This window comes from Pleionea sp. WD8-19 (genome assembly GCF_055326765.1).
Genome location: NZ_JBUZOU010000006.1, coordinates 213,063 through 225,435 on the forward strand (window position 1 = coordinate 213,063; position 12,373 = coordinate 225,435).

Annotated in this window: 11 protein-coding genes; 5 read left to right on the top strand and 6 right to left on the bottom strand. The window is 43.7% G+C overall.

The genetic code is table 11. The features are described 5' to 3' along the window. Window positions 1-224: 224 nt before the first annotated feature. Window positions 225-728, top strand: coding sequence for a GNAT family N-acetyltransferase (locus ACTUJY_RS09810; protein ID WP_463615906.1), 504 nt, complete (start codon window positions 225-227; stop codon window positions 726-728). On the opposite strand, the gene ACTUJY_RS09815 is transcribed toward ACTUJY_RS09810, so the two are convergent. Together ACTUJY_RS09815 and cysZ are read right to left on the bottom strand one after the other, a co-directional pair. Further along, window positions 725-1,810: a M24 family metallopeptidase gene (locus ACTUJY_RS09815; protein ID WP_463615907.1), complete on the bottom strand. Its 1,086-nt coding sequence runs from the start codon at window positions 1,808-1,810 to the stop codon at window positions 725-727. The genes ACTUJY_RS09810 and ACTUJY_RS09815 overlap by 4 nt on opposite strands. A gap of 78 nt (window positions 1,811-1,888) precedes the next feature. Then, window positions 1,889-2,635, bottom strand: a complete 747-nt coding sequence (cysZ, locus tag ACTUJY_RS09820; protein WP_463615908.1) for a sulfate transporter CysZ — start codon at window positions 2,633-2,635, stop codon at window positions 1,889-1,891. Between the two features lie 217 nt (window positions 2,636-2,852). Here cysZ and smc point away from each other — a divergent pair, with 217 nt between their 5' ends. From smc to ACTUJY_RS09840, 4 genes are all read left to right on the top strand, one after another. Next, window positions 2,853-6,347, top strand: a complete 3,495-nt coding sequence (gene smc / locus ACTUJY_RS09825) for a chromosome segregation protein SMC (RefSeq protein WP_463615909.1) — start codon at window positions 2,853-2,855, stop codon at window positions 6,345-6,347. Window positions 6,348-6,362: 15 nt separating this feature from the next. Further along, window positions 6,363-7,133 (top strand): cell division protein ZipA, encoded by a 771-nt coding sequence (gene zipA / locus ACTUJY_RS09830; RefSeq protein ID WP_463615910.1) that lies wholly within the window; start codon window positions 6,363-6,365, stop codon window positions 7,131-7,133. Between the two features lie 6 nt (window positions 7,134-7,139). Next, window positions 7,140-9,146 (top strand): NAD-dependent DNA ligase LigA, encoded by a 2,007-nt coding sequence (gene ligA / locus ACTUJY_RS09835; RefSeq protein WP_463615911.1) that lies wholly within the window; start codon window positions 7,140-7,142, stop codon window positions 9,144-9,146. Window positions 9,147-9,319: 173 nt separating this feature from the next. After that, a complete protein-coding gene (locus tag ACTUJY_RS09840; protein ID WP_463615912.1) occupies window positions 9,320-9,799 on the top strand; it encodes a MarR family winged helix-turn-helix transcriptional regulator in 480 nt (159 codons plus the stop codon). 57 nt (window positions 9,800-9,856) lie between these two features. On the opposite strand, the gene ACTUJY_RS09845 is transcribed toward ACTUJY_RS09840, so the two are convergent. From ACTUJY_RS09845 to ACTUJY_RS09860, 4 genes are read right to left on the bottom strand one after another with little or no spacing between them, the layout of a single operon-like run. Then, window positions 9,857-11,104, bottom strand: a complete 1,248-nt coding sequence (locus ACTUJY_RS09845; protein WP_463615913.1) for an allantoate amidohydrolase — start codon at window positions 11,102-11,104, stop codon at window positions 9,857-9,859. A gap of 55 nt (window positions 11,105-11,159) precedes the next feature. Continuing rightward, window positions 11,160-11,396, bottom strand: a complete 237-nt coding sequence (locus tag ACTUJY_RS09850) for a cold-shock protein (RefSeq protein ID WP_463615914.1) — start codon at window positions 11,394-11,396, stop codon at window positions 11,160-11,162. Window positions 11,397-11,405: 9 nt separating this feature from the next. Further along, window positions 11,406-11,876 carry a chemotaxis protein CheW gene (locus tag ACTUJY_RS09855; RefSeq protein WP_463615945.1) on the bottom strand — a complete coding sequence of 157 codons (471 nt, stop codon included), beginning with the start codon at window positions 11,874-11,876 and terminating at the stop codon, window positions 11,406-11,408. A gap of 37 nt (window positions 11,877-11,913) precedes the next feature. Then, complete coding sequence (locus ACTUJY_RS09860) at window positions 11,914-12,159, bottom strand: hypothetical protein (protein WP_463615915.1); 246 nt, start codon at window positions 12,157-12,159, stop codon at window positions 11,914-11,916. Window positions 12,160-12,373: the final 214 nt, after the last annotated feature.

Genomic DNA, 12,373 nt, shown 5'->3' on the forward strand with positions numbered 1-12,373 from the left:
CGTAAGCATCGTTCCACCATGATTGCTAAGTTAAAGGTGCCGACTGACGTGTTTGATTTGTAACCTCGGCCGTAACCATCGGCTCGAATCAGTCGAAGGTGCGAATATTTCTCGGTAATATTAACTTTTATTTCAAGGATCTTCTTGGCATAGAATAAGCCGACCTTCAGCATGAATCGTGGCTGATTTGAGTTCACCCTAAGGCAAAAAGACGCTTGCATCCTATGCAAAACCGAATTTTCACAAAACGCTGTCAATTAATACCTTTTACGACCATGGATACCCCAAAGTTGCATCAACTTTGGAATTTACCGGAAATTCGTGGTTACCTGTCGGATAACGAAGAAATCACTTTTACCCGTACGCAGGAGTTGATCGGTCACAGTATTCTGCAATTACAGCGTCGTAAATACGGTTTGTGGGGAATTTACATCAATCAATGCCAGGATTTAGCGGGCTTTGCGGGGTTCTGGCCTTTTCAAGATCAGGAGCAAACCGAGCTGGTGATCGGGTTTGCTCAACGATTTCGTGGTTTGGGGTATGGCTTTGAGGTAGCGACACGTATGATGGAGTACGGACGTACTCGATTTGGGTTAACACGTATACGTGCCAGTGCCCACAGCTTCAATCATGACTCTATTAAGTTAATGAAACGATTGGGGATGGCCGAAATTCACAGTGATGCTAGCCTTTGTCTGTTTGAAGAGCCTTCATTAATTCCCTGTTAAGGTAATTCGAAACGATAGGGAGATTGGGTCAAAACCTCGTAGCTATTTGAGGTCACCAACAAGTCGTCCTCGATTCGGATCCCACCCCAGCCAGGAATGTAAATTCCAGGCTCAACCGTAACCACATTTCCTTTCCTTAATTGATATTGTTTTCCCATACCTATCAGTGGTTGTTCATGCAAATAAAGCCCGACACCATGACCCAATCCTTCTCCAGCGTATTCTCCAAATCCGCTTTGTTGCAAATACGCTTGGGCCGTAGCATTCAGTGTTTCACTCGACTGGCCATCAGTGATTAATTCGATTGCGGCTGTTTGTGCTTGCTTTACGGCTGAGTAAACTTGCTGCTGTTGCACGCTTGCTTTACCAAGTACAAACGTTCTTGTCATATCGGAGCGATAGCCATTAACCACCGCGCCAAAGTCAATTAAAATAAGTTCTCCGGAGGCCAGTTTTCGTTCGCTGGGTTGACCATGGGGTAACGAGCTGCGCTCACCAAATAGCAGAATGGTTGGAAAAGCGAGGCTATCGGCACCACTGCGTAATATCTGAAACTCCAGTTCCAATGCCAGCTCTTTTTCGCTGATACCTTCTTTTATTTTTGGTAGCAAAGTACTTAATGCTTGATCAGCAATAGCAGCTGCCTGACGAATGCAGCCTACTTCATATTCATCTTTAACTTGGCGAAGTTCAGCAATTACGTCTGATAACGGCAAAAGTGCGATGGGCAAATCGGAGTCGAGTTTCAGCCATAGCTGATGGCTTAAGTGTTGAGATTCGAAGCCACACCGTTTAATGGTATGGGCCGTCATCAACCGATATAAAACGTCCGAAACCGATTCTCGTTTTCGATCACGACAAATAATTTCAACACCTTCGCACTCTCGTTGTGCTTGCTCGATAAATCGGTAATCGGTTATGAGGTAGCAGGCTTCTTGGCTGATTAATGCGCATGCTGCTTCGCCAGAATAGTTACAGATGTATCTCAAATTTTCCGGTCCCGTTACAAGCAAAGCTGGCAATTGATGTCGATTCAGTAAAGAGAGCAGAGCTTTTTGGCGATCGATTATTGGCGGTTTCATTGAGCGTACCATTTGTATAATGTATACAAATGGTACGTGATTTCAGAAGCGTATTGCAATAAAGAAACTGTTTTAAGGTTAACTGCGATAATGATCAAACCAAAGTGCCGTGGCCCCCGCTACTGCAACGGGCATCACCAGAATATTCACGAGGGGTATCATTGTCACCAGCATCACCATACCGCCAAACCCCATCGGCCCACCACGGCTGGCCCTAAGCTCAACCAGCATTTCGTGAAACGGTACTTTATGGTTATCCATCGGATAATCGATGTACTGAACCGCCATCATCCAGGCGCTAAACACCAACCATACGACAGGCGCAATAATATTCACTCCTGGTATTAAAAAAAGTAGCAAGCAGCCTAAAGCTTTCGGCAACCAGTAGGTAAATTTTCGCCATTCGCGGCCAAATACTCGGGGTAAGTCCTTGAGCACCCGAACAAATCCGCTAGGTGTTTCTTGAAAACTCTCGCCTGCGAGGTGCCGCTCAACGGCTTCCGATAACAGACCATTGAAAGGAGCGGCAATCCAGTTGGCGATTATGGCAAAAAAGTAAAACACCGCAAGAAATACGCAGACAAAAACAATCGGCCAAATAAGCCAGCCGAGATTGTCTAAAATCCATTGCACCCAACTCCAGCTCCAGTCGTAAAACCGCTGTTTCCAGCCTAATAGTTGGTTAAACAGCCAAATGGCCGCGGCGCCCAACAGTATCAGGTTGATTAGTAAAGGGAAAATGACAAAGTGGCGAATGCCCTTGTGGCGAACCAGCTCAAAGCCTCTGGTGAAATATTGTGCGCCACTGAATCCAGTTTTAATCATAGCTTAAAAATCTTCTGGTTATTTTGAATTGAGTAGTGTGTTTCAAGAGTGAAATAATTTACACTACTCGGCTTAATTGCGGAAAAACAAAACTTAACAGAATGTAACCCGATGCTACGAATGTGATTAAAAAACAATCTGATTTCACAGTAGAGAAACGGGGTTAAACAAGCCAGCCGAAGGCTTAAACACAGACAATAATACAGATTTCAGGGTTATGCGTTTAAAACAGATCAAACTGGCGGGATTTAAGTCTTTTGTCGATCCTACCGTTGTACCTTTTCCTCAAAACCTCACAGCCATCGTTGGCCCTAACGGCTGTGGTAAATCAAACCTAATTGATGCCGTTCGATGGGTAATGGGGGAGTCTTCTGCCAAGCATTTGCGTGGCGATTCCATGACTGACGTTATTTTCAATGGTTCTTCTGCTCGTAAACCGGTCGGGCAGGCCAGTATCGAACTGGTATTCGATAACAGCGAAGGTAAGTTGATTGGCGAATACGCACAATACGCTGAAATTTCCGTACGCCGAACCGTTACTCGCGATGGTCAATCCGCTTACTACCTTAATGGCACCAAATGTCGTCGTAAAGACATTACCGATCTTTTTCTTGGTACCGGTCTAGGCCCTCGATCTTATGCCATCATCGAGCAAGGCATGATCTCTCGATTGATCGAATCAAAACCTGCGGAACTGCGTATCTTTATCGAAGAAGCTGCAGGCATTTCGAAATATAAAGAGCGACGTCGTGAAACGGAAAATCGAATTCGTCACACGCGGGAAAACCTAGAACGCCTGGAAGACATTCGCGAAGAGTTGGGCAAACAACTGGCGCATTTACAGCGGCAGGCCACGGCCGCCATGAAATACAAAGAGTTTAAAAGCGAAGAACGCGAACTCAAAGCACAACTTTCAGTATTACGTTGGCAACGTTTTCACAAACAAATGCAAGAGTTTGAAACGCTCATTGGTCAGCTCGAAACCGAACTAGAATCGCGTGTAGCGGAGCAGCGTCGAGCAGATGCAGAAATTGAACACACACGCGATCTGCATATTGAATTAAGCGATAAATTCAACGAAGTGCAAGGGCGATATTATGGTATCGGTGCGGATATCGCACGTTTGGAACAGGCTATTAAACATCAGTCGGAACGGAAAACGCAATTACAGGAAGACATTCAAAACGCGCAAGCGTCACTTAAACATTTGATGGAACAAAAATCTACCGACGAAAATCGGTTGGAGGATTTACAGCAAGAGCTGATGGAAGCGGAACCTGAGCTCGAGTTGTACAATGAGTCGGTTGAGTCTTCACAAGAGCAATTGCACGACTTGGAAAATGCCATGCACAACTGGCAACAGGAATGGGATAATTTTAATCAGAGTGCATCGGGCAATACCCAAAAGTTGGAGGTTGAAAAAACTCGAATTCAACACCTGGAGTCGCATTTAAGTCGTTTATCGAGTCGCCTCGATGCCATGGATCGTGAATTGGACTCTTTACAGGCAGAGCCAATGGAAGCTTCCATGGTCGAAGCTGCTGCCGAACTGTCTAAGGTAGAATTAGAAGCGGCCACGCTTTCTGAAACCGTTGATGAGTTTGTTGAAAAAATTTCGGACCTTCGAGAGCAGCGTCGAGATAAAAATAAGTCGATGGATGAAATGCGTCGGCAAGTGCAGCAAATGCAAGGTCGAAAAGTTTCGCTAGAAGCATTACAAAGTGCGGCGCTTGGAAACGAAAACAAGCAAACAAAACAATGGCTGCAACAAAACGGATTATCTGAATTACCTCGATTGGTTGAAAAATTAGAAGTAGCGCCTGGTTGGGAAAAGGCGGTTGAAACCGTATTAGGTGAAACGCTGCAAGCGATATTGGTTGATGACTTTGCTATTGCTCAAAAGTTTAACGAGTTAAGCGAAGGCCAATTACAGTTTATGCGTAAAATCGGCAGCAGTTCTCCAAATGCAGAATCCTTAGCTGCAAAAATTTCCGGTCCAGCGGACCTTTCCGGTTTATTGGCTAAAGTTAAAGGGGTTGATGATTTATCCACTGCGCTTTCAATGCAGCCGAATTTAGCAAGCGATGAGAGTTTAGTCACTCGAGACGGTATTTGGTTGGGGAAAGATTGGATTCGCGTGGCACGTGCTTCACAAAATGAAGCCGGTTTGGTCGAGCGAGAGGCTGAGCTGAAAGAGTTGATCTTACAGCTCGAAGAAAAAGAATTATTGCTTGCCGAACAGGAAGAAGCTTCTGAGTCTTTGGCCGAACAAATTCGAGATTTAGAAAACAGCTGGGAGCAAAAACAACGAGAACTTCGCGACGCTAACAAACGCTACAGTGAACTTCGAGCAAAAGTAGGCAGCCAGCAAGCTAAACTGGAACAAACACGTCATCGAATTGAAAAGTTGAACCGTGAAAAAGCAGAAGCGATTCAGCAAATGAAAGATGACGAAAAAGCCATGACGTCCAGCCGCGCCTTGATCCAGAATTTGGTTGAAGATATGGCAAGCGATACCGATCAAAAAGAAGTTTTGATGGGCAAGCGAGAAGAGCTTCGCAGTCAGTTGGAACAATCACGTAATCGTGCGCGTGAAGCTAAAGACGTAGCGCACAAATTGGCGCTGCGAGTAGAGTCGTTACGTACTGAAATCAACTCGGCGCAAAACAATTTTGCACGAATGGATCAGCAAATTGCGCAGTTGCAACAACGAAAAGTAGCACTAGAAGATAATTTAGCCGGGCTCGAAGAACCTGGCGATGATCAAAATATTGAACTGGAAGAAGCGCTTGAGAAACGCTTGCTCGTAGAAGATGAGTTAAAAATTGCGCGAGAAAAAGTTACTGAGGCCGATAATAACCTGAGAGCGTTCGATAAAAAGCGCTCAGAAGCTGAGCAACAAGCGCAAGCCATTCGCAGTCGATTGGAGCGCGCTCGTATGGAGTGGCAGGAATGCAAAACTCGTCAAAACACTCAAGCTGAAAGTTTGGCGGAAGAAGAACTCTCTGTCGATACTATTGCTGAATCGTTACCGGAAGAAGCCAACGAACACGACTGGCAGGAAAGGCTTGAAGCATTAGCTGGAAAAATTCAACGGCTTGGCGCCATAAACCTCGCAGCGATTGAAGAGCACAAACAACAAGAAGAGCGTAAAGTTTATCTTGATGCTCAGCACGAGGACTTAACCGAAGCGTTGGAAACGCTTGAGTCAGCGATTCGAAAAATCGATAAAGAAACACGTACTCGATTTAAAGAAACCTTCGACAAAATTAATGCCGGATTAAAAGATCTTTTTCCAAAAGTTTTCGGAGGGGGCCATGCGTATCTTGAGCTCACCGGAGAAGATTTGCTCGACACCGGTGTTGCGGTAATGGCACGGCCGCCAGGTAAACGAAACTCAACCATTCATTTGCTTTCGGGCGGAGAAAAAGCGTTAACCGCGATTGCCTTGGTGTTTTCAATTTTCCAATTGAATCCGGCACCTTTCTGTATGCTCGACGAAGTGGATGCTCCACTCGATGACGCGAATGTGGGGCGATTCTGTAATCTGGTGAAAAGCATGTCGGAAAAAGTTCAGTTTATCTATATCTCGCACAACAAAGTTGCAATGGAAATGGCGCATCAGTTAGCCGGGGTGACCATGCAGGAACCGGGTGTTTCACGACTGGTCGCCGTAGATATTGACGAAGCGGCAGCCATGGCTTCCGCGTAATCAGGAGGGCATCACATGGAGTGGGAACTGAGAGTTATTTTAGGCGTAATTGGAGCGATGATCATCGCAATTGTAGCGTTCGATGGTTGGCGTCGTTCACGTCGTAATAAGTCAACTAAGCTGGACTTAAGCGGAATACCGGGTGATGACTTTCGTGATCGTGAAGGATTCGATCGGGATGGCGTTGGGGAAGCGCGCGTAATATCTGCTAACGACTCGAGTGAGGAAGTTGAGCATAAAGAGCAAGAAGATGACAATGAAACGCTTATTGCCAGCCGTGATGAAGACTCCTTTGTTGTGGATGAGTCAGAGCGTTTGATTGCACGAGACGAAACAGAGCAATTCGATGTTGAGGCTGAGCCCGAATTAATTTTTTCATTAACACTGCTTGCACCTGAAACGCCTTTTTCGGGCGCAGAACTTTTGCAGTGTCTGATTGAAAAAGGTTGTCGATTTGGCGACATGAATATATTCCATCGGTACAAAAGTGCTCAAAATACGCACCAGAAATATTTTTCTATCGCAAATGCTTTTAATCCCGGTACCTTCAACTTGGATAATATGGCAAATGAAAGTTTTAAAGGTATTTCCTTTTTTATGGGGGTTCCGGGTTCCTGGGATCCTGAAATAGCCTATCAGACAATGGTTCAAACCGCTCGTGATTTGAATAAACAATTGGGCGGTAAAATAATGGACAGCTCACGCAGTGTATTTACCGAACAAACCTGTCAGCATGAGCTGGAACAAATCAAAGAATATCGACGTCGTAAACTTACCAAAGTCTAATCTTATATGAATGTTACTGTAGAACAGCGTATCCTTGAATTAAGAGCGCAAATAGACGATCACAACTACGCTTATTATGTACTCGATAATCCAACCGTTCCGGATGCTGAATACGATCGCTTGTTACGTGAACTTCAACAACTGGAACAGCAGCATCCTCATTTGGTAACTCGCGACTCGCCAACGCAACGAGTAGGGGCTAAAGCTGACTCTGCGTTCGAACAGGTAGTGCATGAAAAACCCATGTTGTCCCTCGACAATGTGTTTAATGATGAAGAGTTAGCCGCGTTTGAAAAGCGTATTCTAGATCGTTTAAAAATCTCCGATAAAGTAAACTTTGTATGTGAACCTAAACTCGATGGATTAGCGGTCAGCATCTTATACGAAAACGGAGTGCTCGTACGTGCAGCAACACGTGGAGATGGAGCAGTAGGAGAAGACATAACACAAAATATAAGAACAATTAAAAGTGTGCCATTGCGATTGCGTGGCGACTTTCCGGACCGAGTTGAAGTACGCGGCGAAGTTTATATGTCAAAAAAAGTGTTCGACGCTTTAAATAACGAAGCGCGAAACACGGGTGATAAAGTATTCGCTAATCCAAGAAATGCGGCAGCTGGCAGCCTGCGACAACTTGATCCGTCTATTACCAGTAAACGCAGTTTATCGGTTTATTTTTACAGTGTTGGTTTTGCTGATGGTGCATTATTAGCCGATACACATTATCAGCGTTTACTTCAAATAAAGTCTTGGGGATTGCCAGTTTGTCCTGAAGTTCAAGTTAAGAAGGGTACCGAAAGTTGTCTTCAGTATTATCACAATATATTAAAACGTCGCGAGCAACTGCCCTATGAAATAGATGGGGTGGTTTACAAAGTCGACCGTATAGAACAGCAAGAATTGCTCGGATTTGTCGCGCGTGCGCCACGTTGGGCCATCGCTCACAAGTTTCCTGCACAAGAAGAGTTAACAGTATTGGAAAAAGTAGAGTTTCAAGTTGGACGTACCGGAGCTCTGACGCCTGTTGCACGACTGCAGCCCGTTTTTGTTGGTGGAGTGACGGTCAGTAATGCAACCTTACACAACATGGATGAGATTAGCCGACTCGATGTCCATCAAGGTGATACCGTAATCATTCGGCGAGCCGGTGATGTAATACCGCAAGTGGTTAGCGTAGTTAAGGAAAAACGACCAAACAATGCCGAGCCCGTGAAAATGCCGGAACAATGTCCTATTTGCCAGTCGCCCGTTGAGAGAGAAGCGGACCAAGCCATTTACCGTTGTACTGGTGGGTTAATTTGCAGCGCACAGCGTAAAGAAGCCATTAAACATTTTGCTTCGCGTCGAGCGATGGATATTGATGGTTTAGGCGATAAATTGGTTGAACAACTATCTGACGAAGGTTTAATTCATACCTTGGCAGACTTGTATCGGTTGACTGTCGGAGACGTTGCTGAGTTAGAGCGCATGGGTCAGAAGTCTGCACAAAACTTGATCGATGCCATTGAAAAAAGTAAATCCACGACACTCGCTAAATTCTTGTATGCGTTGGGAATTCGTGAGGTAGGTGAGGTTACCGCGCAAACATTGGCGAGCGAGCTCCATACTTTAGATACTGTGATGTCGGCGACTGAAAACCAATTGGTTGAGTTGCCCGATATTGGTCCAGTTGTGGCTCAACATTTGGTTGCTTTTTTTGCGAACCAAGAAAATCGAAAAGTGATTAATGACTTGATCGCGCTTGGCATTAATTGGCCGCAAGTCGAACAAAAAACGGCGGACCAACTGCCACTAAAAGGTCAAACGATAGTGCTTACTGGCAGTTTTGAATCAATGTCGCGAGATGTCGCGAAAGAAAAGCTCCTAGCAATGGGCGCAAAAGTCAGTGGCAGCGTGTCTTCGAAAACCAACCTGGTATTTGCCGGTCCTGGTGCAGGTTCCAAGTTAAAGAAAGCACAAGACTTGAATATCGAAGTAAGAGACGAAGCGGACCTTTTAGAATTGCTGCAATGATTTTCAGGAGTTTTGAATGGGTAGCATGTGGCAAGAGCGCAGCGTAACCCATCAATAAATTGAAACGCTTCGAGTATAAATAGATAACCTAACGACGATTACACGACTGACTTCTGATGAGTTACGCTGTGCTCCTACCTCATCCTACTTCAATTCGTGATTGAAAGAGAGCTATGGAAAAATACGAAGAATTACTGATTTCGCTACGTAAAATCATTCGCTCGATCGATCTTCATTCCAAAAAATTGAATAAAGATGCTGGTATGACAGGACCGCAACTTTTAGTGCTACAAGAAGTGAGTCAAACTCAAGGAATTACGGCTAAATCAATTGCTGAAAGAATTAATTTAAGCCAGGGAACGGTAACGACAATCCTAGATCGGTTAGAATCTCGAAACTTTATTCAAAGAGTTCGTGATCACAATGATCGACGACGTATTTCACTGTATCTTACTGATCAAGGGAAAAAACGTTTAAATACTGCACCTAAGCCACTTCAGGATTATTTCATTGAACGCTTTCAATCGCTTGAAGAGTGGGAGCAAAATTTATTGTTGTCGTCTTTTAGTCGGGTAGCGGCGATGATGGATGCAAGTGATTTGGATGCTGCACCTCTATTAGAAATTGGAACCATCGGTGGTGACGAAAAGTAAACGAGTATAATAATGTTTACTTAGTCTCATTGAAGACCCACTCGATGTCCGATTCGATTAACTTTTTTCGCAAAGATCCAAAACGGTTTTTAATAGTAAATTACAACCTTTTTCTACATCATCCCAATGCGACCACTCATCCGGTGCATGACTTATGCCTCCCACACTGGGAATAAAAATTAATGCGGTAGGGACAAGATCTGCAAAAAACTGACAATCGTGACCGGCGCCACTGGGCATTCGGCGATAATCAAGCTGCATTTGTTGTGCATTTTTCTCAATGAGATCTTGCAAGTCGTTGGAAAAATGTTTGGGATCGAGCCAACTCAATTGCTCGTATTCAAACATTAAATTATGTTTTCGAGCAATGGAAGATAAGACTTTTCGACAGGACATGGATACCTGTTTCATTATCTCAAGGTCCATATCTCGACCTACCAAGGTGAAATGAGCCTCACCCGGAATAGTGTGTGCAAATCCGGGCTTTAACTCAACACGTCCAATCGTTAGTCGTGTATATTCGCTGCCTTCTTCATCGATAATTCGGCTTAACTCGTGAGCAAAGTCTGCAACACCCATAAATGCATCACTTCGCATATTCATAGGAGCGGTGCCCGCATGATCGGCTTTTCCAACGAATTTAATCAACCACTTGAAAATACCGGAAATACCATCAACGACACCAATTGATTTTTGTTCCGTATCCAATACTGGGCCTTGTTCAATGTGCAACTCAAGAAATGCGCGAATGTCTTTAGGGTTTCGCCTTGCATGAAGTGCCTGATGAACATCAAAGCCACAACTGGCCAGTGCATCTTTTAATTTTTCACCGCTTGGGTCTTTGGCTGATTCCAACCATTCTAAAGTCAACTTGCCCGTTAAAGCTTGCGCTCCAAGCATGCCGCCAAATCGACCTTCCTCTTCGCTGGTTGCAATAACTTCAATAGGTGTATCCAGTTGAATATTGTTTTCTCGAATCACGCGAATACATTCGAGGCCGGCTATCACTCCCAAGGTGCCATCAAACATCCCTCCTGCTGGAACAGAATCCAGATGTGATCCAATTAAAATGGCAGGCTTTCCATTTTCTCCTAGTTTTCCGCATACGTTACCAACATGATCAAACTTCGCTGTTAACCCATTTTGTTCAAACTGTTGAATGAGCCATTGACGTGCTTCCATATCGATCTGGGTTAAACCTTGACGATAAATACCTTTATCTTCTGGGTTATAACCGAATTTGGATAATTGATAGAGATCATTTTCAACTCGGCTAATATTAATTTTGGGTGCTTTATTCGTCATGGCGCTATCCTTTAACTTCAATGTTGATAAGAAAACCTGCCTTGATAACTATAGACTATTGGTTAACGGCAACCTCTATTGCTTGTAATCCTTTGCTGTTTTTTGCAATTTGAAACGAAACCTTTTGATTTGGTTTAAGGTAGTGAAAGCGCTCAGATTTGATCTGACTGCTGTGCACAAATATAGTTTTGTCTTTTTTAAATTCGATAAAGCCAAATCCTTTTTTACGATTAAACCACTTTACTGTTCCAGTTAAATTGAATTTAAATACTCGAGCTAGAAATAAGTACATAGGTACTCCTCATTCTTCATTAATTAGTTGGGCAAAGTTCAACACGCTATAGAGTTGACCATTTAGATAAACCGTTCCTTGCTCTAAGGTGTGATAATCGTTGGTTTGCCCAAGATGTTGACGATTGATTTGCTCAGTACTGAAGTAAATAATTTCACCGACCTGGTCTACAACGACTCCAATTAACGAGTCTTCCAGAGCCAGAGTAATAATACGTGATTGATTGTCTGCCGATTTTTCTTCTTGGCCAAGTAAATAACGACCTGAGTAAATGGTCGCGATACTGCCACGAATATTGAGAATACCACTGACTTGTTGTGGAGCACCGGGTACGGGAGTTGGTGCTGCATAATTAAATATTTCATCGATAAAGTCAATGGTATGGCAATAACAGGTGTTACCAATGGTAAAACTGATCCATTGATGCTCTGTATGCGTATTATGTTGGTTTAATGCTTGCGCATTATCTTCAGAACCAATAACAAATCTCCTGTTTGTAAATTAATAGTAAAATCGATTAACGTCTGGAGTGACGTTTATCGTACATTGGCGTCACCCGGATAACGTTACCTTCCATCGGACTGCCGTTTATAATCTTAATGGCCGCTTTCGCGTCTTGATTATATCGCATTTTTAAAATGCCATACTTCTTGTTGGCTTGTTGCCTAATTTCCACAAAAGTCACTTCACCAAAGTCAGAAAATGCGTCTTTCAGGGAGTGAGAAGTCACACTTTCTGCTAGGTTTTCAACCTTTATTTTCATCGTACTGCCTCCATGAAGAATAACATCAATCAAAAAAGTTCTTTAAATTGTTTACTGTCTGTCTCAATGTAAAGTCTTTGGCAATCCCAATAGCATCAAAGAATGGAATGCGAGAGTGAATTGAGTTTGCGAAAAAATGAGTTTTTGCTGATATTTTACGTAAATTCTCTATTAACGACAGATTTTGTTGCTTAAATACTGTTCAGGCAAAATG

What these genes read in the sequence shown, in the direction of transcription:
- zipA (WP_463615910.1), top strand. Translation starts at nt 6,363, where the DNA reads ATGGAGTGGGAACTGAGAGTTATTTTAGGCGTAATTGGAGCGATGATC.
- ACTUJY_RS09840 (WP_463615912.1), top strand. Translation starts at nt 9,320, where the DNA reads ATGGAAAAATACGAAGAATTACTGATTTCGCTACGTAAAATCATTCGC.
- ACTUJY_RS09845 (WP_463615913.1), bottom strand. Translation starts at nt 11,104, where the DNA reads ATGACGAATAAAGCACCCAAAATTAATATTAGCCGAGTTGAAAATGAT.
- ligA (WP_463615911.1), top strand. Translation starts at nt 7,140, where the DNA reads ATGAATGTTACTGTAGAACAGCGTATCCTTGAATTAAGAGCGCAAATA.
- ACTUJY_RS09850 (WP_463615914.1), bottom strand. Translation starts at nt 11,396, where the DNA reads ATGTACTTATTTCTAGCTCGAGTATTTAAATTCAATTTAACTGGAACA.
- smc (WP_463615909.1), top strand. Translation starts at nt 2,853, where the DNA reads ATGCGTTTAAAACAGATCAAACTGGCGGGATTTAAGTCTTTTGTCGAT.
- ACTUJY_RS09860 (WP_463615915.1), bottom strand. Translation starts at nt 12,159, where the DNA reads ATGAAAATAAAGGTTGAAAACCTAGCAGAAAGTGTGACTTCTCACTCC.
- ACTUJY_RS09815 (WP_463615907.1), bottom strand. Translation starts at nt 1,810, where the DNA reads ATGAAACCGCCAATAATCGATCGCCAAAAAGCTCTGCTCTCTTTACTG.
- ACTUJY_RS09810 (WP_463615906.1), top strand. Translation starts at nt 225, where the DNA reads ATGCAAAACCGAATTTTCACAAAACGCTGTCAATTAATACCTTTTACG.
- cysZ (WP_463615908.1), bottom strand. Translation starts at nt 2,635, where the DNA reads ATGATTAAAACTGGATTCAGTGGCGCACAATATTTCACCAGAGGCTTT.